Origin of the sequence: Pedobacter sp. BMA (genome assembly GCF_001027745.1) — a bacterium.
In the GTDB taxonomy this organism is placed as follows: Bacteria; Bacteroidota; Bacteroidia; order Sphingobacteriales; family Sphingobacteriaceae; genus Pedobacter.
This window is the reverse complement of sequence record NZ_LECU01000004.1, coordinates 731,309-757,394: the sequence shown is the minus strand read 5'-3', so window position 1 is coordinate 757,394 and position 26,086 is coordinate 731,309. Positions and strand designations below refer to the sequence as shown.

The window sequence follows — 26,086 nt, the reverse complement described above, 5'->3', positions numbered from 1 at the left end:
TGTAATTGAAACCTGCTTAAACAAGAAAGCCATCCGAATATATGGGATGGCTTTATATACTTTAGGATCTTGTGCTTATTTCCAGCCACCACCTAAGGCGCGGTATAGTTCAACAACTGCCTGTAGTTTTTGTAATTTGTCGTTTATACCACTCAACTGTGCAGTTAGTAAACTCTGCTCTGATGTTAAAACGTCTGTATAATTTGTAGCAGAGCTGTAACGTAATAACTCTTTGGTAAAGTCTACCGCTTTAGTTAATGAGGCAATTTGTTTTGCTCTTGTTTCTTCTTTTTCTGCTGCGGTTTGATAAGCGTACAATGCATTTGAAACTTCCTGTCCGCCTGTTAAAAGTGTTTGCTGAAAGGTATAGAAAGCAATTTGCTGATTTGCCTGAGCAGTAGTTAACCGGGCCTTATTTGCTCCTTTTGCAAAGATAGGTTGTGTTAATCCACCAACTAAACTATAGAAGATAGAGTTATCAAAAAAGTTGCTCAATTGTAAACTGGTCAAACCACCAGATGCTGTTAAAGTTAAAGCCGGATAGAAATAGGCCTTTGCAACATTTGTGTTTTCGAAGGCTGATCTAAATCCAAATTCTGCAGCAATAACGTCCGGACGATTTTTTAATAACTGCGCTGATACACCAGTCTGGAGATTGGCAAAGGGTACCTGCGCGTCTATAGTTGTACGATTGATACTTTCCGGAGCTTTTGCAAGTACAATACTCAATGCATTTTCTGCCTCTTTGATACTTCTCTTTAGATCAGGAATAGTCACTTGAGCGGCATATAAGTTCGCTTCACTCTGTACTACAGATGCACCGTTAACTACAGCTCCTTCTTTTAGCGCTTTCATAGTTTCCACATCCTGAGTTCTGATTTTTACAGTTTGCTCAGTGATGGCAAGTTGTTTATCTAATGCAAGCAAATTATAATAGCTATTGGCAATAGTTGCAATGAGCTGGGTTTGTACTGCACGTTTAGTTGCATCACTTTGTAATAAAGCTGCATAAGCTGAACGTTTGGCACTACTTAATTTTCCCCATATATCGGCTTCCCATGCGGTGCTTAATGCGGCCTTATAAGTCTGGGTTTCCAGGTTGATATTGATTCCGGAAGGAAAGTTTAGTGCTGCAGCTGCCTGCTTAGCATCTGTAACTGAAACATCAGCCTGTAAACTTGGTAATAATGAGGCGCGACTTTGTCTCAAGGTAGCCTCTGAGATTTTTATACGCTCAATCGCTTGTTTTAAATCTAAGTTTTGATTTAAGCCCTGCTGAATTAGTGACTGTAATGTAGTATCAGAAAACAAATTTTTCCATGGCATATCAGCCATGGTTATGGTGTCTGTGGTATTATTATCCCGGTATAAACCTTCACTGACAACTTGTGGGCTGGTATACTTTTTAGTTACACAAGCACTAAAGGTAAGGATGGTAAAACCGATTAAGATGGAATGCTTATATCTGAATTTCATTGTTTTAAAATTAGTGTTTACTCTTAGCTGTTGCCAGTTCGTATTCTTCCGGTGTTTGCTCTTTTTCAATCCCATCTTCAAATGGCGACTTGTTACTGATTCGTTCCTGAAGGCCCTGGAAGATGATAAACAATGCCGGGATAACAAATACTCCGAATAGTGTACCCACTAACATACCACCTACAGCACCAGTACCAATAGATTTATTTCCTGAAGCACCCACTCCTGATGATAACATTAAGGGCAATAAACCTAAGATAAATGCAAATGAGGTCATCAGGATCGGACGTAAACGTGCCGTTGCTCCATCAATAGCTGCATTGATGATACTCATACCTTTCCTTCTTCTGTCTACTGCATACTCAACGATCAAAATCGCATTTTTAGCCAATAGACCTACAAGCATAATCAGGGTAATCTGCGTATAGATGTTGTTATCCACTCCGAAAATCTTATCGAACACAAACACGCCGGCAAGTCCTACCGGAAGAGAGATAAGCACTGCAAGTGGCAAAATGTAACTTTCATACTGAGCTGCCAGTAAGAAGTATACGAAAATGATACAGAGTAAGAAGATAAAGACAGTCTGACTACCTCCGCTGATTTCCTCTCTCGATAAACCAGAGAACTCATAGCCATATCCTGCAGGTAAACTCTCAGCCGCAACTTCCTGAACTGCTTTTAAAGCATCACCTGAACTGTATCCTGCATTAGGGTTACCGGTAACTGAAATAGAGGTGAATAAGTTGAAGCGGGAGATGGCCTGGGGTCCATAAACTTTGGTTAATGTAATGAACTCAGAAACTGGTGCCATTTGTCCGGAGCCATTTTTAACAAAAATGCGGGTTAAAGTTTGTTCGTTAGAACGATACTGTGCATCGGCCTGATACATTACGCGGAACTGCTTTCCATATTTATTAAAGTTGGAAGCATATACCCCACCATAATAGCCTTGCATTACTCCCAGTACGTCAGCAACAGTTAAACCAGCCTGTTTTACTTTTGCCACATTTACATCAATTTGATATTGAGGGAAATTGGGATTGAAGGACGTTGACGCATATTGGATTTCCGGTCTTTTGCTCAATGCCGCCAGGAAGCCATTGCCAATGTCATTAAACTTTTTAATGTCGCCGCCGGTTTTATCCTGTAACTGAAATTCAAAACCACCACTGGTACCAAAACCCTGAATGGTTGGCGGGGCAAAGAAGATGATTTTAGCACCCTTGATGTTAGCCGTTTTGGCAAAAAGCTCTCCAATAATGATTTTTACATCACGTCCTTTACGCTCATCCCATGGGCTTAACCTTGAAATTACCATACCATAGGAACTTCCCGAACCACTAATCATACTTCTACCAACAACCCTCAATGTATTTTTAATCTCCGGAATTCCGTGGGCAATACTATCGATTCTTGCAATGATGATGTTCGTTTCTTCCTGAGAAGTACCTGCTGGTAAAGATATGTCAGACATGATTGTTCCTAAATCTTCATTGGGTACGAAACCTTTAGGCGTGGTATTCATTGTCCATACCAAAACAATGGTAAAAAATGCAATTGCTACCCCTACAATCCATTTTGCATGCGACAAGAAACTTACGGACTTTTTATACTTGTTGGTAACTGCATCAAAAGAAGTATTGAATGCAGCATAAAAACGGTCTAAGAAGTTTTTCTTTTTATCATGGTCATCTCCATGAGGTTTTAAGAATAGTGCACAGAGTGCAGGACTTAAAGTTAGTGCATTGATTGCTGATAGAATAATAGAGATTGCAAGGGTTAATCCAAACTGCTTATAGAATACCCCGGATGAACCTGAAATGAAACTCACCGGAATAAACACCGCAGCCATAACCAGTGTGATGGATATAATGGCTCCACTGATATCATCCATGGCATCAATGGTTGCTTTTTTCGCATCCGTGTAACCTTCATCCAGTTTTGCGTGTACAGCCTCAACTACAACGATCGCATCATCCACCACAATACCAATAGCCAGCACGAGGGCGAAAAGGGTTAGTAAATTGATGGTAAAGCCAAATAAGCTGAGGAAGAAGAATGTACCTACAATCGCCACCGGAACGGAAATGGCAGGGATTAGTGTCGACCTAAAATCTTGCAGAAAGATAAATACCACCAGGAACACCAGTATAAATGCTTCAATTAAGGTATGAATTACCTTTTCAATCGAAGCATCCAGAAAGTCGTTAACGTTAACTAACGTAGAGTAATGAACTCCTTTCGGAAAGGATTTTTGGGCTTCATCAAGTGTATTGATCGAATTCTCGATTACTTCCTTTGCGTTTGAACCAGCGGTTTGGTTAATGGCTATACCAAGCGCCTGCTTACCGTTAAATTTAACAGAACTTGCATAGCTTTGGGCACCAAGTTCGATTCTGGCAATATCTTTTAAACGAAGAATTTGTCCGTTCGCATCAGTTTTGATGATGATGTCTCCAAACTGCGCTTCGTCTTTTAACCTACCGGTGTATTTCAAAGTATACTGAAATGCCTGGTCACCCTGCTCACCAAACTGTCCGGGAGCAGCCTCTACATTCTGGTCAGCCAGGGCAGTATTAACGTCACTTGGAACCAGTCCGTATGTCGCCATAATATCAGGCTTTAACCATATACGCATGGTATAATCCAGGGTACCGAATGCACTCGCATCCCCCACACCATTAATACGCTTTATTTGTGGGATGATGTTGATATTTGCATAGTTCTGTAAGAACTTTTGATCATATGACGGATCATCACTATAAAGACCGAAGATCAATACATTACTCGCTTGTCTTTTGGCAGTGATTACCCCCGACTTAGTTACCTCGGCTGGCAATAAACTTGTTGCTCTGGCTACCCTGTTCTGCACGTTTACCGCAGCCAGATCAGGATTGGTACCCAGCTTAAAGTTAATGGTTATAGTGGCCGTACCATCATTACTGGCCGTTGAAGTCATGTAAGTCATGTCTTCAACACCATTGATTTGTTCTTCCAGTGGAACGACTACACTATTCATTACCACATCGGCATTCGCTCCCTGGTAGGAGGTAGAAACCTGCACGGTTGGAGGTGCGATTTCCGGATATTGTGAAACCGGTAGTGTGGCTAGACCTAAAACACCGAGAATTACGATGATGATGGATATAACCGTAGATAGAACCGGTCTTTCTATGAATTTTTTAAACATAATTAATATTGATTACACTTTATGGGTGTGATTGCACTGACTATATTATTTATTTTTTGATATCAGCATATACTGAATCAGCACTTTGTTCTTCCGGTTTAATTTTAGCACCATCTTTAAGCGACTGGAACCCTTCGAGTACGATTTTATCGCCTGCTTTCAATCCTTTGGTTACTACGTAAAACTTATCTTTTGCCAAATCCATGATCTGAATCTCGGTGCTAATGATCTTGGATGAATCACCTAAAATATAGACAAATTTCTTGCCCTGAAGGTCGATTGTAGATTTTTGAGGAACCAGAATGGCATTTTCGACATGTTGCGGGATGCGAACAGATGCACTACCTCCTGACTTCAAAAGCGCAACAGGATTTGGAAATGTTGCCCTTAAACTCGCTGAACCAGTGTTGGTATTAATCTGGCTGTTTATGGATTCTATTTTACCATTTTGTGCGTATACTGTTCCGTCAGCCAGAACTAAACTCACTGCCGGGATGTTCGACATTTGTTGAGCCAGGGTATTACCTTTATAGGTTTTGGAAAAATCCAATAATTGCTTCTCATTGAGTGAGAAATAAGCATAAACTTTAGAGGTGTTTGAAACTGTGGTTAGCGGTTCAGTACTTGTACTGCTTACCAAACTTCCGTTTCTGTAAGGAATGCTACCTACTATTCCGTCAACCGGACTAGTGATAGAGGTATAGCCTAAATTTACCTGAGCGTTAGCCAGTGTAGCTTTTGCCTGTGCCAAAGCCGCTTTTTTGCTTTGCAAGGTTAACTGAGCAGCGTCTAAGTCATATTTGCTGATGATGTCTTTTTCAACAAGCGGTTTTGTTTTGTTTACCTGTAGCTGTGCTGCAAACACATCTGCCTCTGCACTGCTGATTGCCGCTTTAGCAGTTCTTACTTCCTGTTCGTATTGCGGTGCCATGATGGTGAATAGCAATTGCCCTTTCTTAACGACCGCACCTTCATCTACTAATATTTTCTGGATGAACCCGTCGACTTTTGGACGGATGTCGATATTCTGAATTCCTTCAATAGTTGCAGGATAATCAGAGTTGAGTTCTGTTGTCTGGCTTTTTACAGTGAAGACCGGGTAAGCCTGAGGGCCAGCTGGTGCAGCCGCGTTTTTTGCATCTTTGTTTCCGCATGATGCCAAAAGCATACCAATGCTCATACTAAAAAAGAGAGTTGTTACTTTTCTCATGGAGTATTCTTGTGTGTGTTAAATTATTTTCCGGATTGAAAACGTCATCAAAATTTGCCTTTTGACTGCCTGATTTCTGCCCAAAAATAAAGCCTAAAAAAAAATAAGATCGTCCAAATTTTGTCATTTAATCAATCGATTGATTTATTTTACGCGTTTTAATTGCTAGAATGAGTTTTAATCCACTGTTTTATAGAGTTTTAATCTATTTTTCACCCGAAAAAGGAGTGTGTAATTATCTTGAGACAGATGTTAAGGAATGTTAAGGGAGGCTGTATTGTATGTTATTTATTGCAACCGATGTTGGTTTTTTACTCCATATTAAGCAGTCATAGTGTACGATATACACTTAGCTTTTGATTGCCAGATTCGTTAAATTTCAATAGCCAATAAAAAATCCCCTGGAATTTCCAGGGGATTCATTTATTTTGATATCTTCAAAAAGATTGACAACGTAGTAATTATTTGTTTACGTACATTACTTCTTTTACCGCTTTCACGACTTTTTCAGCGTTTGGTAAGCTTGCTGCTATTAAGGTAGGAGAGTACGGAAGTGGAACATCTGCACAGGTAATGCGAACTACCGGAGCATCCAAATAGTCGAAGGCTCTTTTTTGAACCATGAAAGCAATTTCACCTGAAAGTGAAGCCAATGGCCATGCTTCTTCAACTACAACCAAACGGTTTGTTTTCTTAACGGACTCGATAATTGTATCGTAATCAATAGGACGAACAGTACGTAAGTCGATTACTTCTACATTGATTCCTTCTTTAGTTAATTCCTCAACAGCTGGATTCACTACGCGAGTCAGCATTTTACCAAAAGTTACGATCGTAACGTCTGTACCTTGCTTGGTTACGTTTGCTTTACCAAATTCGATGTAATATTCTTCTGCAGGAACATCACCTTTATCACCATACATCACTTCCGACTCCATAAAGATAACCGGATCCGGATCGATAATAGCTTGTTTCAATAATCCTTTTGCATCATATGGAGTAGATGGAACAACAACTTTCAAACCTGGGGTATTTGCAAACCAGTTTTCGAAGTTTTGAGAGTGCTGTGCACCAAGTTGACCTGCGTTACCTGTAGGGCCACGGAACACCATTGGACAGGAGAACTGACCACCACTCATTGATAAAATTTTAGCCGCACCGTTGATAATCTGATCGATAGCTACCAACGAGAAGTTGAATGTCATAAATTCCACAATGGGAATAAGGCCTGCTGTTGCAGCCCCAGTTGCAATACCTGCGAAACCTAATTCGGCAATCGGGGTATCGATAATGCGTTTCGCACCAAATTCTGCAAGCATGCCTTGACTAACTTTGTACGCTCCGTTATATTCTGCTACTTCTTCACCTAATAAAAAAACGCGGTCATCTTTACGCATTTCTTCGCTCATGGCTTCGCGTAGTGCTTCTCTAAATTGGATTTCTCTCATTGTAAATTTTAATAACGGTGGCAAATATAATTATTAATCGCGTTGAAACCAAAGGCAATAATACCTGTATTTTGTAATAATTATGGTTGATAACGAGGATTTTTGAACCCTGATAAATAAGTTTTTAGCCTAATTCTCAGAAATACTAGAATTAAATTCTGTTACCTTTGCAATAAACTGTTTTTTCTATTAATATTCATAAGTTTTACGAAACATCATCATCAAAAGGTGTTTTTCAGTCTTACACATATTAATGATGAGGATTAATTAGCCCATAAATTTCACTGTCTAAAAACTGTCCCCTGAAATAATAATCCTGACGGAAAAGTGCCTCACGTTTGAAGCCATGTTTAATTAACATTTGTCTTGAAGCATCATTTTCTACATTGATGTTTGCCTTCATCGTATGCAGGTTCATTTCTTCAAATCCAAAATCTATTGCGCACTTTAGGGCTTCGGAAATAATCCCCTTACGCCAATAATCCGGATGGAGCATATAGCCGATCTCTGCACGGTGATTAGCAAAGTCTGTTCTCCAATAACCTATAGATCCGATCATTTCATCCGGCTTATCTTTTAACGCAATCACCCATGCCAGGTTGTCGCCGCTTTCAAAACCGTCATTAAATGCTGTAATAAATGTTTTTACTTCCATGATGTCTTTAGGTCTTTCCCGGTCGATATATTTCATGACCATTTCATTGGTGCGCATCTCAAATAACAACCGCGCATCAGAAATGGCATGTTCCCGAAGTATTAACCTGTCAGTTTCTAAAACAGGGAATTGGGTAAAATTCAGCTTTAACATAATTTAAATATTAGTTTTCATACCTATTTTCCAAACAAGGTTTTGTATATCGAGTATTTATAATTATCGGGAATTTCACTCACTTTAAAATAAGCATCACCAAACAGTTCAGACAGTTTTTCCCGTAGTTTTGTTAAAAAAAGCGGTTTGATTTCTTCCAGGAAATCGCCCTTTAATACTTGCCTGTTGGCTTTAAACCAAACACCGCCATAGATGGGATCATTCATCGTTTTAACAATATACAGATTAGGTTCAACGCAGGTTTTTCCCGACGATTGTTCATATGCGTAAGTGTAGAGTAGTGTTTGAATCAGCGCTTTGTTAATGTGTTTTCCGTTGGAATTGAACAGCTCATCTATATCTTTAAAAGCCAGTTTATCACTTCCGGTTTTATAATCTATAATTTTCGTAATTCCGTCCTTAACATCAACCCTGTCGATATAACCAAATATTTTTACGCTTTCTTCCCGGCCATTTAGCGGGAAGTTAATTTCAGCTTCCACCTTTTGCTCCAGACTAATGATGCTGAATGGCGTTTGGGAAATATCCTGATTCAGAATGATATTTACGTAGGCCTCAACAATTGCGAGGATAACCTTTTGCATGCCTTTATATTCCATCACCAGGTCGGGGTGATTAAACAGGACTGAATTGAAAGCCCTCTGAATCATTTGAGGCACTTTCTTACGTTGTTCGTTTATTTTCTCGGCAGTGATTTCCTCAAGCCTTAAATCCTCATAAAAATATTCCATCACCTTATGCAAGATGGAACCAATCTCGTTCGCTTCTACAACTGCGCTTATTTCTTTAGGCTCTTTAATGCCCGCGATGTAGTTAAAGAAGAAGTCAATTGGATTCGAAATATATTGGGTCAATGCTGATGGAGAAAGAACTTTCTTTTTATTGAGGTACTTCTGCAGGGTTTCCTGAATAAAGGCATTTCCGTGTTTCTCAATAGCCACGTCTTTGAACGCTTCCGTTTTAACATCTAAATTCAACTCATAATAGGCGAAACTGAAACCACTCTCATATTCAAGCTGCTTTAAAATCCTGCTGGGCTCACCTGAAGTGGTTTCATCGGTTAAGCTGTTATAAACAAAGTTGATATTTTTCGCCCTCTGCAATAAACGGTACACCATATAAGATGAAATGGCATCAAGATTTTCCAATACGGGTAATCCATATACCCTGCGGATGGAATCAGGAATAAAACTATTTCCAATGGATGATTTAGGAATAATACCTTCGTTAAAACCCAGAATGACCACTTTATCAAAGTTCAAATTTCGGGTCTCTAGCAAACCCATTACCTGAATACCATTTAAAGGATCTCCTGACAGGGGAACTGCAATAGCTTGCAGGGATTTCTGAACCAGGTAAATCACGAATGGAATTTCCTCTTTGCTGATGTGGTGACTAAAGGTATCGTGCAAGCGATTCAGCTCTTGTATAGTTTTAACAAATAGTTCCGCATCGATTTTTTTAAGCGTTTTTGCATTTGATAACCGGGTGAGCACGAAGTCCAATACATCCAATAAGTGTGTAACAACAAATTGTGGTTCTTCAATCTTTTTGTAAAACACCTCAAACAGACCATTTTGCCGCAACAAGCGTTTATGATCGATTTCAACCTGATTCTCATCCAATAAAGCGGTTAGGATTTTATCCCGCATTTTTTGTGTTAAGCCTGTAAGGGGATGAGTTAAAAAAGCTTCAACATTTTTATATGAAACTTTATTGTCGTGTATAATTTCCAACTGAGTGGTTAGCCAAAGATCCACCAGGCCATAAATGCTGGAGGTAGAAAGGGCAAAACCCATTGTGATATTCAGATCGATAGCAGCATCACCGAAGCTACTCGGAATGGTTTGCAGGGTTGGAATAAGTAGGCTTTCATCAGCAAGTACAACAACAGTTTTTCCTATGCTTTCTCCATTCGTATAATCTTCTTCTAAAATATTGTTTATAATTTTAGCTTGTGCAGACTGGCCCTGAACCTTGTAAACATTCACATGATGCTGAGCAGTTTTCATCAGGCTTTCCTGGTCAGTGAATACATTTCTGATTCCGAGCTGATTTAAGTTTTTCCTCAAAAACAAGCCTGCCTCCTGAGACGGGTCGTCCAAATAATAAGCATCTGTGTCGAAATAAAACAATGCCCTTTCAGTTTCCTGCAACTGGGTGAAAATCTTAGCCTCAGCGCTGCTTAACGCATTAAAACCAACAAATATGACCTTCCCCTTCTCAAAGTTGGAAATGAATTCCTGATGGCCTGTAATGTCATCAGCCAAATGGCGATAAACCGAACCGTTGGTCAGGTAGCCCATGTCTTTTAATCGCCTATGGAATTTATTGTACAGTTTGGGCATTCTTCGCCACATCTTAATGAACAGTTCCTGCTGTTTTTTATGCTTTCCTTCGGAATAAGACGTCCAGAATTGCGATAGGAACTGGTACTGTTCCGCGCTAAGATAATCGAAGTCCTGACTAATGACTGAAATATCCTCCAGGTCACGATATAGCTTTTGGGCATCAACCAGGTCGGCATCAATCTGGTTAAAGTCACTTAAAATGATTTTCGCCAACGGGAAGAATTTATGACTTGATATCGTCTCGAGTTTTTCTTCACTCAAAAGTTGGTTATAAATTCGGTGCAAGGTAAAGAACTGAAGATAAAAATCAGCGATCCGGTAATTCGTTGAAGCAGCGAAAAATTCCTGAATGGTAAAAAAAGAGGGACTAAAAAAAGGCTTGCCAATAATGTCTGCAAAATGCTTTTGTAAATAGGCTGCCGGCCTTTTGTTGTTAAATACTATGGCGCAGTTTTCCAGTTCATGACCAAATCTGGCAACTAAATCCTGAGCAACTTCGTGTAAAAATGTAGTCATCAAAAATATTTATTAGTCCTTTCGTAATCTAAAAGATTTTCCTCCAAATCTCGAGATATTATAATTCAATCCAAAGGTTACCACCCTGGTGACCTGATTACTACGGCTTTCTATTACAGAGTTTCCTAACACCTGCTGCGAAATGTTATTACCTTGATTCAACAAGTCGTTTACGTTAATACTGCAACTTAATACTTTGCTTTTGAAAAATGCTTTTTCTGCACCCAGATTGATGATGAAAGGGTTTGTATTGTTAAAACTATAACCTCTTGTAATCTGCTTATTTGCGCTAAAGTTAAGATAATAAGATGTGAATAATGTTGCCGTACCAGATGCGCCAAAGTTAAAGTTGTGAATTTGTGTATTTACCTGCAGGGATGTTGTACTGGTATTATTCTTGTTTTTGCTGGTATTATAACTGCCATTGACACTAATTCTGAGGATTTTTAGCTTCAACGAAGTTGAAAAATTAGCGTGGTAATTTTCTGTTTTGATGAAAGATTGACCCGTATTGAGCAAAAGGTTGTAACCGGCAAGACCTGCATTAAAAGCATTCATATTATTATCGTTGTTGGTGTCCATATTGTAGCCTATACCTACTGTAGTGGTCAGTTTTTTAGTGTTCATTCTTCCTGAAAGATTTTGAGAAATGTTGTAACCCTTATTGAAACTTCTCATACTGTTAACAATTGCGGTTTTACGGGAATTTCCGGCGTTTCCTCCAATGGATATAGTATATTTTCTTGATTTGAAAGGAATATTGATATTATAGTTTAAGCTCACATTATAGTTTCCATTCACATTTTCAAAACGTGTTTCCTGCTTGTAGGCGCCAAGTGTATCGGGAATTAAAATGATGTTATTAACAATTTCATTTTGCGTGGCACTAATGGCAACTCCACTCTGGATAGAGATTTCGCTTTTCTTACCGAAATAATTAAAGTTTGACGAAACAGAATGGTTGAAAGATGATTTAAGCTCGGGATTGCCGATAACAATGTTCTGTAAATTCTGCGTATTTCTCACTGGTTGCATTTGCGAAATACCGGGGTTGTTATTTTGACCATTATAATTTACCGAGAGGGATTTAGTGCTGGTAAAGGTCTTCGAGTAGCTAAACGTAGGTGAGACATTGATATAATTGTTACTATAAGTATTACCCTCCTGCGGATATTCGTTGCGGATCAGATTTGGTCGTGCATTTAGTCCTATACTTAACCGACCCTTTTTTCCCGTTTGGTAATAGCGCACGTCCAGAGATTGATTTAGCGTTGAGTTTTTAGTCAGTACACTCAGTGAATCAACCCTCGTTGTGCTGAAGGTGGATGGATTAAGTACGTAAGTCTGTAAATCGCTGTTGGTTAATCCAACAGATCCATGATAACTGAAATTTAAGCTCCTGCTCAGTAGTGTATCTTTTTTCAAACTGATACCATAGGTTAGCCCGAAACTAAATTGCTTGTTTCCACCTTTGTTATATACGGTCCTGTTTAACAAGGAATCTTTTTCTAAATTGCCGCTAGAACTATAATACAAGGTATTAGTTATAACATTTTGTTCGGATTGGTTAGATGAGCTTGAAAAGGAAAAGTTCCCTGAAAAAGTGTTTTTTGTAAGCTTTTTAGAAAAGTCAAGATTGGTCCGAAATGAAGGCGTGCGGTTATTGGCCCGGGTGTTGTTGATGAAATCCTGCCTGGTTAAACCAGTTTGTAAATTTGATGAACTATTTTGCGATTGGGAATTGTTGGTCTCAAAGCTGGCTGAGCTCAATAAAAAGACTTTTTTAGAAACCTGATTGAAATTGACGGACATATTGTGCCCGTTATTCCCTGAAGAGGAGCGGTTTTCGATCTGGCTGTTCAATTTACCTAACGGGCTGATGGTTTCAACCGTTTGCATACTTGTCGAGTTATTTGATCCACCCCGGTAACCGTAATTTATTCCAAAATTGCCTTTGTCTTTTAATTTATCACTATGGCTAAAACCAATATTCCGGCTTTCAGAAATGCCGGCGCCATTATCGGCAATGTTATAACCAATACTACCGTTGCTTTGCTTACTCCCTTTCCAAAGGTTTACATTCCCATTTCCACCTATCTGCTTATTGGTACCAGCGCTAAATCCAAAACCTCCGAACTGGCCGTTATCCATACCTGGCTTAGTAACAATATTGAGCATCTTTTGTGATTCGCCCACTTTGATTCCTGTAAAATTTGCCTGATCACCAAAATCATCAATTACCTGTATTTTGGAAACAATACCTGCCGGAAGTTTTGAAATGAAATCTTTGACATTATTCGTGAAAAAATCACGGCCATTGACACGAAGTTTAGTCATGCCTTTTCCCATTGCGGTTACGTTGTCATTTTCGTCTAGTTCAACTCCGGGCAACTGCTTGAGCAAATCGCTAACACGGTCATCTTCCTGAATATGAAAAGCATTTGCATCATATTCAACCGTATCCTGCTTGTATTTTATCGCCACTGGTTTAGCTTTGATGGTGACATCCTCCAGAATGATTTCGCCACCTTTTAATATAATTGTGCCTATATCAATTTCAGACATGTCGGGTTTGATAGTGTATTTTGCCATGTGGGTTTTATAACCTATACCGCCTATATTGATCACAAGACTTTTTGCATTTATTTTAGAAAAGGAAAAACTTCCCCTATCATCAGTAGTGGTGTAGGATGAGTCTTTACCAAAAGTAATTTTGACGGTTATACCGCTTATTGCTTTTTTTGTAGAGTCGGTAACACTTCCTTTTATATCACAGGACGTTTGTGCTAAGCTTGGGGTATAAGCAAATAGCAACAGGAGAGAGAGTAAGAGCAGAAAATTTTTCAACAAGGTATTTATGATTACAAATGCATTTAGATTTAGATGGCTCGGTTAGTAATTTTCCACAACTATAACGCATTATTTTGCTAAATTAGATAACAGGCTTTAATTCTTTGTTAATTGCATAAAATAAATAGCCCTTCACGTTGCTGTAGCCCATTTCAGAAAGCAAGGCTTTGTACTTTAAGACCTGTTCAATATGTCTGTCGCTTTTTTCGAGTGTAAATTTATAATCCAGAATGATAACCTCATTGGCATTGATTAGCACCCTATCCGGACGATGAAGTTTTCCTTGTGCATCGACAATATTTTTTTCGGTAATGCTGGAAGTTGCCTTATTTAAAATTTCCTGAAGTTCAGCATGATTTAAAACTTCGAGCGATGATGTGGTTAGTTTTGGAACCTCTTCCTCTTTGATAATACCCTGCAAAACCAGATTTGAAACATAATCTGCAACCTCTTTCTCGCTGCTGGCATTTGCCAGAATATCGTGTAGTAAGGAACCTTTTCTTCCTGATTTTTCAATATTGATCAGGTGTTTTAAATTCTTCTCAGCTGAGGGCAGATAGAGTTCCGACAAACGAGAAGTGGTGGGGTAATTTCTCAGCTCAACAAAATTGGATTCTTTAATTTTATTTTCAATCATTACATAGTCTGCAATTTCGTAAACGCCATGTTCATCAAACTGTCCTTCGAAAGTGAAGTTAATCACATCACCCATGTTTGAAAGGCTTAGCTCTTTATTTCCTTTGGGTTCAGCTTTTGCCATAGTGGCTATGTAAAGGAAGTCTTTGGAACGGGTAGTTGCAACATATAGCATATTTAATGCATCCATGTTATTATAAAGCAACTCTTCGTAGTAGGCCTTTGCAATTGATGAGTGGGCTAAATCTTTGTTGTATTTCAGAGGAATGCCCCTAAGTTCTTTATAAGCAGTTCCTTCTGACGAAACCCAAAATGTTGAGTTGGTTTTACCTTTTACTTCCCAGTTGCAGAAAGGAACAAATACAGCACGAAAAGCTAAACCTTTTGATTTGTGGATGGTGATGATTTGAATCGCATCGGCACCTTCAGGAGATGGAAGTGATTTTTTTATGCCATCTTCATCCCACCACGTAAGAAATGAGATAATGCCCTTTTCACCGAGTTTTCCTGCATTGGCGGTTAAATCGCGGAATGCTAGAAGATAAGGCAGGTGTTGGCTTAGCCGCTTCAAATCGTAGGCCTCGATTAGAATCTCTACGAGTTCGGGCAGGGGAAGTTGCAGCCACGATTGCCAGTGATTGCAAAGTGATTGAGGCAATACATCTGATAATGAAGATAGTGAAGTATGAGTGAGATTTAAATAGTGATTTGCATTTGCCTCTTTTTCATGTAAAGAGTGGTAAAGGGCGATACAGTTTGCTTTATAAAGTGCTGTTTGCGCATCCAGTCCGATCAGGACTTTAAGCGTGTTGATGATTAGTTTAACAGTAGAATTATTAGAAATCAACAAGGCATCGCCTGAAAGAACAGGCAACTTGAATTCCATTAGCTTTTGCACAGTTAATAGCGCCTCACTATTTGAACGCACTAAAATAGCGATGTCCTTCAACGAATAATGCTTCTGATCTTTTAAATAAAAAATTTCTGCTATTACATCATTCAGGGCAAGATCACGGAAAACCGTCTCACTGAACCGTATCTCTTCCGGAGCTTGTTCTTTGCCAAACTTTTTGATCTTAATTGTTCCACCCTTTAAAGTGTTGGGCGCAAAATTTTGCGTCGAGCCAGCATAAATATCCGTAATAATCGAATTATAGTGTTCCGCATTCCACCAGGCAGAAATACTTTCAGGTTTATCAGCTAAGTTTTGATTTAACTCATTTTGTAGCGTTAAAGGAATACTTTTATATAATACATTGTTAAACGTGATGATATTTTCGGTACTGCGGTAATTTTCTTCCAGACTTTCCTCCACCACATTATGCATACCAACATCGGTTTTAGCATGTTTATGCAGGATATTCCAGTCGCCATTTCGCCAGCGGTAAATGGATTGTTTAGTATCTCCCACAATCAGGTGATCTGTTAAATCCATGCTTGGGGTGGCAATGGCATTGGTTAAAAGCGATTTAAAGCTTCCCCACTGGCTGGTTGAGGTATCCTGAAACTCATCGAAAAGGAAATTACGATATCTGTTGCCCACTTTTTCCCATATAAAAGAGGGGTTCTCTCCGGCATCGTCAGTAATTCCGGATATCAGTTTTTGGGCATCGCTGATGAGCAGGTTATCGTTTTCAGCTCTATATTCTTTTAGCAATACAGCTATTTCCTGCATCAGCCTTAAATAATAAAGGTTTTTATTGAAGGCAATTGCCAATTGGTAATCCGGTAAGTAGGAAAGAAAATGATCTTTTATTTGATGTAATATGGGATTAATCGTTTCATAAACCTCTGCTATGGCGGCGTTTTTCTGAAACCATTCATCAGGCTCATCTATTAAGTTGAAAAGAGCCTCTATCTTAGAAAAATCTCCTCTGGCTATTAACACTAACTTTGTGAGGGGACTTCTGGATTTGCCTTTCAGGTGTTCATTTTCTACCCCCAGTACATTTATAGCCTCGTGCGCATCAGTTGCCAGCTGAACGATTTCATCCTCAAATCTTTTGATTTCTTCTTTGGTAACGCTGATATACTTTTTAAAGAGTTCATCAATATTCTCCGCGCCCAGCTCCTCTACTGCAGATTCAAAAATCTGGAACCGCTCTGAAAAAATTTCCCCGATTAAATTATAGAGTTCCGACTTGTAATTCCAGCTTTTGTTGTCGCTAATACGCTCAAGTGCCAGGTCGATGATCCATTGTAAAAGCTGCTTATTGTCGGTTAAGGCTTCATCCAGCTTGTTTACCAGGTCATCTTTAACCTTATCGTAATTCATTTCTAAATTATAATCAGCATTTAAACCCAGTTCAAAAGCAAAGCCGCGAATGACCTTTTGTACAAAGCCATCAATGGTGCTGACTGAGAAACGGCTATAATCGTGGAGGATTTTACGATAGATTTTATCTGCTTTAAGCTTTAAACCCTCTGCATTTATTTCAGGGTAGGCTACCAGAACCAGCTTTCTGTAATCATCAATTTTTTTCGAGGGGTTTCCCTGTGCCAGGCCCACCAGAACTTCTAAAATTCTTGATTTCATTTCTTCAGTAGCCTTATTAGTAAAGGTTACAGCTAAAATCTCGCGGTATTTGTTTTCGCTGCTAAAAAGCAGCGTGAGATAATGTGCTGTAAGACTGAATGTTTTACCAGAACCTGCGGAGGCCTGGAGAATTTTAAGAGGTTTTGGCATAAATTCCTGATCGTTTATTTTTTCTTAACTTTTTTCTTGATTCTGGCTGGCCGTTTTTCCATTGGATAAGGAATATTTAATAAGTCCCTTATGACCACGGACGCACAAGCGCCACCAAATGCTGCTGGCAGGTAAGAAATTGTGCCATAGGCGGAACGTTTAAAATTACTTCCGTCAGTTAAAATTAACGATTCCTTTTTGTATTCTTCAATAGAGAAAACAGCCTTTACCAAATTCAGGTTTGGGAGTTTGTTGAGTCGTTTGCGTACATAACTGGCGAAAACGCATTGATAGGTGTCTGGAAGAAAAGTGATCCTTAATTTGGTAGGATCAACTTTACCGCCTGCACCCATAGAACTCACAATCGGGATGTTTTTTTCCAGTGCAGTTGATAGTAGGGTCATTTTAGGCATTACGCTATCAATGCAGTCCATCACATAGTCGTATTTATTTTCCAGAATTTCCCTGCACTTATCAGGAGTAAGGAATGAATTAATCACATGTAATTTTAAATCCGGATTGATGGCAAGTAAGCGTTCTTGCATAATCGATGCTTTACCAACACCATGGTTTGTTGCCAATGCCGGCAATTGCCTGTTTCTGTTGCTTGGATCAACCACATCTCCATCTACAATGGTCATTTCGCCAACGCCCGAACGGCAAATAAATTCTGCTGCAAAGGAGCCAACCCCTCCTAAGCCGATTACTAAAACGTGTTTCGATTGAAGCAAGTCAATTCCTTCATTGCCAACGAGAAGGGCGGAGCGGGAGAGCCAGGATGTATCAGACATATCATTATAATTATTTATCAATGGACCACGAATGGTCACAGCATAACGGTTTTTTTCGTGAGCTAGTTTCTGGTTGTTCCTAAAGTAAGTTTAGTTCTTTCCAGTTTGTAAAAATAATGGCTTTTAATTCATCAACCGAACATTTTTTTAAATTCGCTGCGGCCTGATAGATCTGTTCGATTGATATTTCCGCAGAATCGGTTTCCAAAAAAAAACTGTTACTTTTCTTAATTAAACCGGCAGCATCAGAATCATGTTTTAAAATAGAACTTCCAAAAGATAGCAGAAAACCTTTATTTTGCATTTGCTTACCGAGTTCTTGGTTCTTATTAAAGCCGTGAATGAGAGTCGGGACTTTAATCCGCAGTTCATCTTTGAGCGCTATCAGTTCAGAGAAAGCTTTTACACAATGTAGGATAATCGGCTTCTCAAGTTGCTCTGCCAGTAAAATCTGTTCTTTTAGGATAAGGATCTGTTTATCTAGTGTTTCACCCCTTAATTTATCAAGTCCGCACTCACCAATGAGTTTAACATTTGCCTGTTTAGCTAGTACCTGCATGTACTTCATTTGCGTTGGCAGTTGCTCCAGTGTTGCATACCAGGGATGTAAGCCTATTGAAATCGGCTTTTCTTTGGGCATGGCCAAAAATATATCGCTTGTCACAGATAAACTTTGGATGCTCGTTACCCCGTTTTGCTTACCGCTGTGATGCGTATGTACATCTAGAAAATCCATTAATAGGCAAAGATAGGTTTTTTCAAAAAAAATGCCGGGGTACCGTAATGTATCTCTTCTGTAAAGAATTCAGTATTAATCTATAAAAGTACTAGTCTTTATTACATTTGCAGTAACCATATCCTTTCACATGAAAAAACTACTTATTATTTTAGCTGCTTTATTCATTTCTACTTCGGCATTTAGCCAGGATAAAAAAGAGCGTGTTCAGATTTATAATCCTAAAGCCAACGCTTTGGCTGACATAAAAGCCGCAACCGAAAAGGCAGCAAAGGAAAAGAAACACGTACTGGTACAGGTGGGAGGAAACTGGTGTTCCTGGTGTATCGCTTTTCACAATTTAGTTGATACTACCGCCTCTTTAAAGCAAACCATTAATGATAACTATGAATTTTTATTGGTGAATTGGGATAAGGATCATCACAATGATGAAGCGATGAAAGTTCTCGGCTTTCCTAACCGTTTCGGCTATCCTGTATTTGTGGTACTGGATGGAACAGGCAAAGTGCTACATATAGAGAATTCATCTTATCTGGAAACAGATGAAATTGGTTCAAACGGAAAAAAGAAAGTGGGTCACGATGTGAAAAAGATTAACTCATTTCTAAAAGGCTGGACCTTTGCCGCAGTAGACCCCGATTCTTACAAACCAAAGTCTAAATAAGTAAAAAGCCGCAGGGCTTAGATTTTAGGTCTATCCCCGCGGCTTTTTTTAATCCTCCAAATCTGCTGGCTCATCATCAAGATTGAGCTCGTAGGATGGTCTGGAAGCTTCATCAGCTTGTTCCAGCATGTCTTTATCATGTTCGATACTGGTATCATCTCCTTCTAATTCATTGATGTTTTCAGTATCATCCTCTCTGCGTAAAGCATCGTTAGGGTCGTTTGAATAGTTATCTTCTTCTGGGTCTATCATGGCATTGAGTTTTTATAAATAGATAATGTTTTTGACCCCCGAATTGTTTTAAAAATAATTGGTTGTTTTACTGGATTATAACCCGTCACCAAATTTAAAGTTTGGCAGAATGCTTACGGGTAATTTTCCAGCTGGAATTAAGCGGTTATTGATAACGGCTGCAGCCGAGATTTGCATATAATCTTCTTTTTGATAACCAACAACCAGGCCTTTACTGTTTTCTAATCCAGGTAGCGCAGCCAGGTTATAAGGGTTGGCAAATAATGCAAATACCGTGTTCTTGCCGGATAATTCTTTAATGAAATTTTTAACCCCTGTGTTTAGGGGGATGTTATTTGCAGGCCTTGCCCGGCTATCGTGAATGCCTACAATTACCTGATCGAAGGCTGCAACTTCACGGGCAATATTCGAAATTTGAGCTGCTGTAGCATCTTTGTCTAAAACATAATAAACCGAGTTATAAAATCCCTTAGACACCTCCTTTTGGAACCGAGTTACCCCGGAAACGCCTATACTAATAATAGCGGTTCTTCTGATCGGAATCATGTTTTTAATATAATCTTTTCCTTTTAACAAGGTAACAGACGCATTGGCCAATTCCTGCACCAGCGCATTGCCGGCGGTCCGGTTTACTTCAGCGACAATATTTTTTACCACTACGGTATCTCTTTGGGTTAAGCCCGCCCAGTATTTTGCGGTTAGGATTTTCCGTACACTAATATCTACATCATTCATGCTAATTCGCCCCTGCCTGATAGCACGTCGAATAAGCTTCACCGCCCGCTCGCTGTTCTCAGAAAGTTCAAGGATATCATTGCCTGCAACAATGCCCATCACATCAGCCTCACCATCTTTAAAAAACTTTACTACGCCCTTCATATCCATCGCGTCTGAAATCACCAGTCCTTTAAAGCCCAATCTTTCTTTCAGGATGCCTGTAACAATAGGTTTAGAAAGGGTAGAGGGTAAGTTAGGGGTGTTATCTAAGGATGGGATATTCATATGTGCAATCATTACTCCCGATGCACCTTGCTTGATCAGTTCTTTGAAAGGATACATTTCAAGGCTATCTAAACGTGCGGCTGTAAAGGTAAGTTGAGGCAAATCGTAATGCGAATCTACGTCTGTATCTCCATGTCCTGGAAAATGCTTCAATGTAGTTAGCAACCCACCATCCTGCATGCCTTTCATGTAGGTAGCGGTTTTGGTGGCAACGTTAAATTTGTTTTCACCGAATGAACGATAATTGATCACAGGGTTTTTGGGATTATTATTAATGTCTGCATCAGGGGCAAGGTTCATTTGCATTCCCATTCTTTTAAAGTCTTTGGCAACTTCAACCCCCATTTTGTAAATGAGATCTTTGTTTTGGATTGCACCCAGTGTCATTTGATAAGGATAAGATATCGTGCTGTCCAGGCGCATACCCAAACCCCATTCTCCGTCGTTAGCCACAATCAAAGGAATCCGGCTAACCTTTTGGTAGGCATTTGTAGCGCGGGCTTGCCTTACTGGTCCCCCCTGGAAAAAAATTACCCCACCCAGTTGCTCTTTTTTGATTACCATACCCACAGAGTCGATATATTTCTGACCTAAATTGGTATGTGCACGCACGAAGAACATCTGGGCAATGCGTTCCCTTCTGTTGAGTTTGTTAAATACAGAATCGACCCACTTAGGCTGGTTGGCCAGCATTTCCAGGTAAGACTTTTTCTGGGCATTTGCTGATAGCACAGCAAGGCCTAAGGAGATCATTAGGAATATATTTTTTTTCACTTTGTTTTGTTGTAATGCGATTCGGCAAAATTAATAAGTAATCATCGTAATAATCAAAAACCAATCCAAGTAATTAATTTAATACAATTAGTTGTTGCAATCGAAAGGAAAAGATGAAGATAAAGGCCCATCCTTTATCTTCATAAATTAGAAATATTGCTGTTATTTTGAAGTAAATGTTTAAATTGGTAAAACATACTAACCATTTTTTATGCCGAAAGATCATCAATATTCGACTACCATTACATGGACAGGCAATAAAGGCTCGGGTACCATGGATTACAGATCTTACGATCGGGACTATGTTATTTCTATAAAAGGTAAGGCTGATATTTCGGGTTCTTCCGACTCAGCTTTTTTAGGCGATAAGTCAAAGTATAACCCGGAAGATTTATTACTCTCGTCTATATCGAGTTGTCACATGCTCTGGTATCTCCATCTTTGTTCAAAAAACGAAATTGTCGTCATCGACTACAAGGATGAAGCTGTAGGCGTGATGGAGGAATTATCCGACGGAAGTGGGAAATTCAAAGAAGTGACCTTGCATCCACAAGTGTTAATTGCTGATCAGGCACATCTCGAATTGGCGCACTCGTTGCACCAGGAAGCAAATAAGATGTGCTTTATTGCTAATTCCCTTAACTTTCCGGTTAAACATAATCCGGAAATTAAAGCGGAGAATAGTTAATGGAGTTGGCAGTTCACAGGCTTTATTAAGCTGTAAACTGCCAACTGGATTATTTAAATTCGTATGCATTATCTTTTGGAGTAGCATCCATATAAATGCCACCATCCAGTGCAATGCTTCTCATCGCTTTTCCATTATTTTTAACCACTAATGAAATTACACTTTGATTGTTTTTCCATACCGAAGGTGTATAGTGAATTCTGTCGACGTTACCGTCCTTATAGGTAATCACCAGATCAAATGGAATGGCAAAACCTCCTATATTTCGAACCATAATTGGTGAGTTTACAGCCTTCTGTTTGGTATATTCCAGTTTCAGATCAATATAGTTGTTGGTGAAAAACCAGTTCCTAAAGAACCAATTCAGGTTCTGACCTGAACCGGTGTTCATTGAATTGAAATAGTCCCATGGAATGGGATGCTTGCCATTCCATGTGTTCATATAATGGTGAAGTGACTTTTTAAATAACTCATCGCCCAACATGTCTTTTAAAGCCAGATAAGATAATGAAGCTTTGCCATAGGAGTTGTTTCCATATCCAGCGCCAGATACCTGATCGGACATCGAAATAATAGGCTGATCTTCTTCTGTCGACTTATCATTAATATAGTTGTTTACTCTGAATTTTTTATAAAAGTCATCTGCCGCTTGTTTCCCATGTTCAGCGATGCCAATTAAGTATTCAAATGTAGTAGCCCACCCTTCATCCATATAAGCATAACGGGTTTCGTTGATGCCCATATAAAATGGAAAATAGGTATGTGCAACCTCATGGTCTTGCACCAACTGTGCAAAAACAGGGTCCCCAAATTGGGAGTCATTAACCATCATTGGGTATTCCATGTCTGCAAAGCCTTGAAAAGCAATTGTTTTTGCATATGGATAAGGAATGCCTGGCCAGTTGTTGGAGAACCATGACAAAGCATTAATATTATACTTCACTGAATTTAAAAAGTCCTTGCCTGTGGTTGGGTTGTAAGCTGCCTGCGCACTTGCCCGGCGTCCTGTTTTTGCATCAACGATTACGCTTCCGCCATCCCAGGCATAGTGATTGCTTAATGCGAAGGTGATATCGGTGATATGATCTACTTTAAATTTCCAAGTATTCCAGTCTTTTTGTGCGGTAACTTTACCATCCTTTAGTTCTTGTTCACTGGCAATGTGAATCACTTCATCAGTGTTATAGGACTTTTTTAAGCGGGCAGAAATTTCCGGCTGCAAAACATCATCAGGATTTAGGAAATCACCGGTGGCGTAAACCACATAGTTTTTCGGCGCTTTTATGGAAAATACATAATCATTAAAATCATTATAAAACTCAGCCCTGTCGGTATGCGGAATGCGGTCCCATCCATTATAGTCGTCGAAGACTGAAATACGTGGATAACTATAAGCTACAAAGAATGAGTTCGGATCAATCTGTCCTTCTCTACCACTTTCTTTGGATAATGGATAGTCCCATCCGATTTTCACTGTAATTTTCGACTTAGGGTTAAGTGGTTTTTTTAATTTGACGCTTCCCACTGTTCCCCAGTCTTTGCTATCTACTTTATAGCGCTCGCCATCTACAGAAAACGATGTGATGTTTAACCCCGAGCTTAAGAAATCTTGACTAACAGCCCCGCTCCTCGGAGCCGTTGGCTTATGTAGATTGTTTACAAAGCGTATGACCAGTGTTTTTAGGGTATCATTACTGTTATTACTATATAGAATTTCCTCATCTCCGCTCACCACCTTGGTTTCCGCATCGACTTTTATATCCATGTTGTAACGGCCATGGTTTTGCCAGTAGTTGGGCCCCGGGTTTCCGTTTGCAGAACGGGTACCTTTTAAATAAGCCGCTTTTATGTTCCTAGGCATGTAGAGTTCCTGAGCAGAAACCGTGTAACCTGCCAAACTGATTAGAAGGGCGAGTGAAAATAACTTTTTCATTTTTTTGAATAATTTCAGCTAAAATAAACTTATTGATCGAATTTTTAATCACTGTATAATTGAATGTTACTTCAGAGGCTAATATCAGTAAAAGGTATAAATCTTGATCTTTTATTTGGTTTTGTAATTTCCGCATTTTATCTTCGTTATAATTGAAGCAAGACTATGTAGAAACCAACTATGTAGTCTTGTTTGTTTTTTATAGCGTTTGAATAAAATTAATAGAGCAATGACAGAGGTAACGTACTATACACAAGAGGGGTTAGATAAACTAAAAGAAGAAGTTCACTATCTAACTACAACGGGCCGTCAGCTAATATCGAAAGCAATTGCTGAGGCGAGAGATAAAGGTGATTTATCAGAAAATGCAGAATATGATGCGGCCAAAGAAGCGCAAGGATTACACGAGGCGAAGATCTCAAAATTAAAAAATACTTTGGCTAATGCACGCCTCATAGATGAATCAAAATTGGATTTATCAAAGGTGTTAGCATTGTCTATTGTTAAAATAAAAAATGTTAAAAACGGAGCGACCATGACCTATCAGTTAGTCGCTGAAAGTGAAGCCGATTTAAAAACCGGAAAGATTTCTGTTAAATCACCAATTGCACAAGGTTTACTTGGAAAGTCGGTTGGCGAATTTGCTGAAATTGAAGTGCCTGCCGGTAAGATGCAGTTTGAAGTGCTAGAGATTTCGAGATAAACATTAACATTCACTTTTAAACCTACTATCCTTTTATGAGTATATTTTCAAAAATTGTCTCCGGCGAAATCAGCGCACATGTTGTTGCTGAAACTGTTGAATATTTAGCTTTTTTAGATATCCAGCCGCTTACTGCCGGTCATGTACTGGTGATCCCAAAAGTGGAAGTCGATTATATTTTTGATGCTGAAGAAGATTTATATGTCGGACTTTGGATGTTTGCTAAAATTGTAGCAAAAGGCGTTAAAAGTGCTTTTCCATGCAAAAAAGTCGGTGTAGCCGTGATTGGATTAGAAGTTCCACATGCCCACATTCATTTAATTCCTATGAACAATGTGAGTGATATGGATTTTAGTAAAGAGAAACTCAAGCCCACTCCCGAAGAACTTACTGAAGCCGCCGAAAAAATCAGGCAGGCTTTATTAGAAGAATAGTGATGATGCGGGTAATGCCCGCATTATTTTTTTAAATATGGATTTTGATTGGGCAACGGTACGAAATCTGTTTCACCTGGCACAGGTCTGAACTTTTGCTCCAGCCAGTCCTGTTTAGCCTTTTCGATTGTTTCTTTATCAGAGGCTACAAAATTCCAGTATATAAATCTCTCCTCAGGAAATGGATTGCCACCAAAAATATATATGGTGGTGTTCTCCAACATCGTAAATTCGCAGAGTTTAGCATCATTAGCCACTAGAATTAAGCGTGGTTTGAAAAGGTGTCCATCACTTTCTATGCCCCCCTCGAGTACATATAGCGCGCTTTCACCAAACAGATCATTTCCAATATTCAATTTTTGTCGGCCTGTACTTTTAATCTCAATAAAGTACAGCGGGCAATACACAGGAACAGGTGATTGGCGGCCAAATGCTTCGCCGGCAATTAATTTAATATTGACTCCATCCTGTTGCCAGCTGGGAATATCTTCTTGATCAACATGAAAAAACTCAGGATCCATTTGTTCAAGTGCTTTTGGCAGGGCTACCCAAATTTGTAAACCATGGAGCATTTTATCCGTCTGTCTTAAATAAGAAGGTGTACGCTCTGAGTGAACGATCCCCTTGCCAGAAGTCATCCAGTTCACTTGTCCGGGTTTAATAATAATGTCTGTTCCCAAGCTATCGCGGTGCTCAATTTCCCCTTCAAATAAAAAGGTTAATGTAGATAAGCCGATGTGCGGATGCGGCGGTACGTCGAGATTTTCATGGTCACTCATAGCGGCTGGGCCCATGTGATCGATGAAAGCAAATGGACCAACCATTCGTTTTTCCCTAAATGGCAGCAACCTGCCAACCATGAAGTTACCAATGTTTGCCGGCCTTTCTTCAATAATGAGTGAAATGTTTGACAT

General features: G+C 39.3%; 18 protein-coding genes. 4 read left to right on the top strand and 14 right to left on the bottom strand.

Features of this window, described 5'->3' with window-relative positions; genetic code table 11:
• Nucleotides 1-75: 75 nt before the first annotated feature.
• From AB669_RS09440 to AB669_RS09395, 10 genes are all read right to left on the bottom strand, one after another.
• Nucleotides 76-1,476, bottom strand: a complete 1,401-nt coding sequence (locus tag AB669_RS09440) for an efflux transporter outer membrane subunit (protein WP_047798998.1) — start codon at nt 1,474-1,476, stop codon at nt 76-78.
• 10 nt (nt 1,477-1,486) lie between these two features.
• The gene (locus AB669_RS09435) at nt 1,487-4,669 is read right to left on the bottom strand and encodes an efflux RND transporter permease subunit (RefSeq protein WP_047798997.1); all 3,183 of its coding nucleotides are present in this window, start codon (nt 4,667-4,669) and stop codon (nt 1,487-1,489) included.
• 49 nt (nt 4,670-4,718) lie between these two features.
• Nucleotides 4,719-5,879, bottom strand: coding sequence for an efflux RND transporter periplasmic adaptor subunit (locus tag AB669_RS09430; protein ID WP_047798996.1), 1,161 nt, complete (start codon nt 5,877-5,879; stop codon nt 4,719-4,721).
• A 461-nt stretch (nt 5,880-6,340) separates the two neighbouring features.
• The gene (locus AB669_RS09425) at nt 6,341-7,327 is read right to left on the bottom strand and encodes a pyruvate dehydrogenase complex E1 component subunit beta (protein ID WP_047798995.1); all 987 of its coding nucleotides are present in this window, start codon (nt 7,325-7,327) and stop codon (nt 6,341-6,343) included.
• Nucleotides 7,328-7,577: 250 nt separating this feature from the next.
• On the bottom strand, nt 7,578-8,135 hold the full coding sequence (locus tag AB669_RS09420) for a GNAT family N-acetyltransferase (RefSeq protein ID WP_047798994.1): 558 nt from the start codon (nt 8,133-8,135) through the stop codon (nt 7,578-7,580).
• 23 nt (nt 8,136-8,158) lie between these two features.
• Nucleotides 8,159-11,023 carry a PD-(D/E)XK nuclease family protein gene (locus tag AB669_RS09415; protein ID WP_047798993.1) on the bottom strand — a complete coding sequence of 955 codons (2,865 nt, stop codon included), beginning with the start codon at nt 11,021-11,023 and terminating at the stop codon, nt 8,159-8,161.
• A gap of 12 nt (nt 11,024-11,035) precedes the next feature.
• On the bottom strand, nt 11,036-13,870 hold the full coding sequence (locus tag AB669_RS09410) for an outer membrane beta-barrel protein (protein WP_047798992.1): 2,835 nt from the start codon (nt 13,868-13,870) through the stop codon (nt 11,036-11,038).
• An 85-nt stretch (nt 13,871-13,955) separates the two neighbouring features.
• Entirely contained in the window at nt 13,956-17,195 is a 3,240-nt protein-coding gene (locus AB669_RS09405; protein WP_047798991.1) for an exodeoxyribonuclease V subunit beta, read from the bottom strand.
• A gap of 14 nt (nt 17,196-17,209) precedes the next feature.
• On the bottom strand, nt 17,210-17,986 hold the full coding sequence (locus AB669_RS09400) for a ThiF family adenylyltransferase (RefSeq protein WP_047798990.1): 777 nt from the start codon (nt 17,984-17,986) through the stop codon (nt 17,210-17,212).
• Nucleotides 17,987-18,065: 79 nt separating this feature from the next.
• The gene (locus AB669_RS09395; RefSeq protein WP_047798989.1) at nt 18,066-18,722 is read right to left on the bottom strand and encodes a TatD family hydrolase; all 657 of its coding nucleotides are present in this window, start codon (nt 18,720-18,722) and stop codon (nt 18,066-18,068) included.
• Between the two features lie 130 nt (nt 18,723-18,852).
• Between AB669_RS09395 and AB669_RS09390 the strand changes: the two genes are divergently transcribed.
• Nucleotides 18,853-19,386, top strand: coding sequence for a thioredoxin family protein (locus AB669_RS09390; RefSeq protein ID WP_047798988.1), 534 nt, complete (start codon nt 18,853-18,855; stop codon nt 19,384-19,386).
• Between the two features lie 48 nt (nt 19,387-19,434).
• Here AB669_RS09390 and AB669_RS09385 read toward each other — a convergent pair whose 3' ends face one another.
• Both AB669_RS09385 and AB669_RS09380 read right to left on the bottom strand, forming a co-directional pair.
• A complete protein-coding gene (locus tag AB669_RS09385) occupies nt 19,435-19,638 on the bottom strand; it encodes a hypothetical protein (RefSeq protein ID WP_047798987.1) in 204 nt (67 codons plus the stop codon).
• 75 nt (nt 19,639-19,713) lie between these two features.
• A complete protein-coding gene (locus AB669_RS09380) occupies nt 19,714-21,393 on the bottom strand; it encodes a glycoside hydrolase family 3 protein (RefSeq protein WP_047798986.1) in 1,680 nt (559 codons plus the stop codon).
• A 232-nt stretch (nt 21,394-21,625) separates the two neighbouring features.
• Between AB669_RS09380 and AB669_RS09375 the strand changes: the two genes are divergently transcribed.
• Complete coding sequence (locus AB669_RS09375; protein ID WP_047798985.1) at nt 21,626-22,102, top strand: OsmC family protein; 477 nt, start codon at nt 21,626-21,628, stop codon at nt 22,100-22,102.
• 49 nt (nt 22,103-22,151) lie between these two features.
• Here the strand turns inward: AB669_RS09375 and AB669_RS09370 are convergent, their stop codons facing one another.
• Entirely contained in the window at nt 22,152-24,035 is a 1,884-nt protein-coding gene (locus AB669_RS09370; RefSeq protein ID WP_047798984.1) for a M1 family metallopeptidase, read from the bottom strand.
• A gap of 229 nt (nt 24,036-24,264) precedes the next feature.
• Here AB669_RS09370 and greA point away from each other — a divergent pair, with 229 nt between their 5' ends.
• Both greA and AB669_RS09360 read left to right on the top strand, forming a co-directional pair.
• On the top strand, nt 24,265-24,738 hold the full coding sequence (gene greA / locus AB669_RS09365) for a transcription elongation factor GreA (protein WP_047798983.1): 474 nt from the start codon (nt 24,265-24,267) through the stop codon (nt 24,736-24,738).
• 35 nt (nt 24,739-24,773) lie between these two features.
• Nucleotides 24,774-25,172, top strand: coding sequence for an HIT family protein (locus AB669_RS09360; RefSeq protein WP_047798982.1), 399 nt, complete (start codon nt 24,774-24,776; stop codon nt 25,170-25,172).
• 23 nt (nt 25,173-25,195) lie between these two features.
• On the opposite strand, the gene AB669_RS09355 is transcribed toward AB669_RS09360, so the two are convergent.
• Nucleotides 25,196-26,086 carry a pirin family protein gene (locus tag AB669_RS09355; RefSeq protein ID WP_047798981.1) on the bottom strand — a complete coding sequence of 297 codons (891 nt, stop codon included), beginning with the start codon at nt 26,084-26,086 and terminating at the stop codon, nt 25,196-25,198.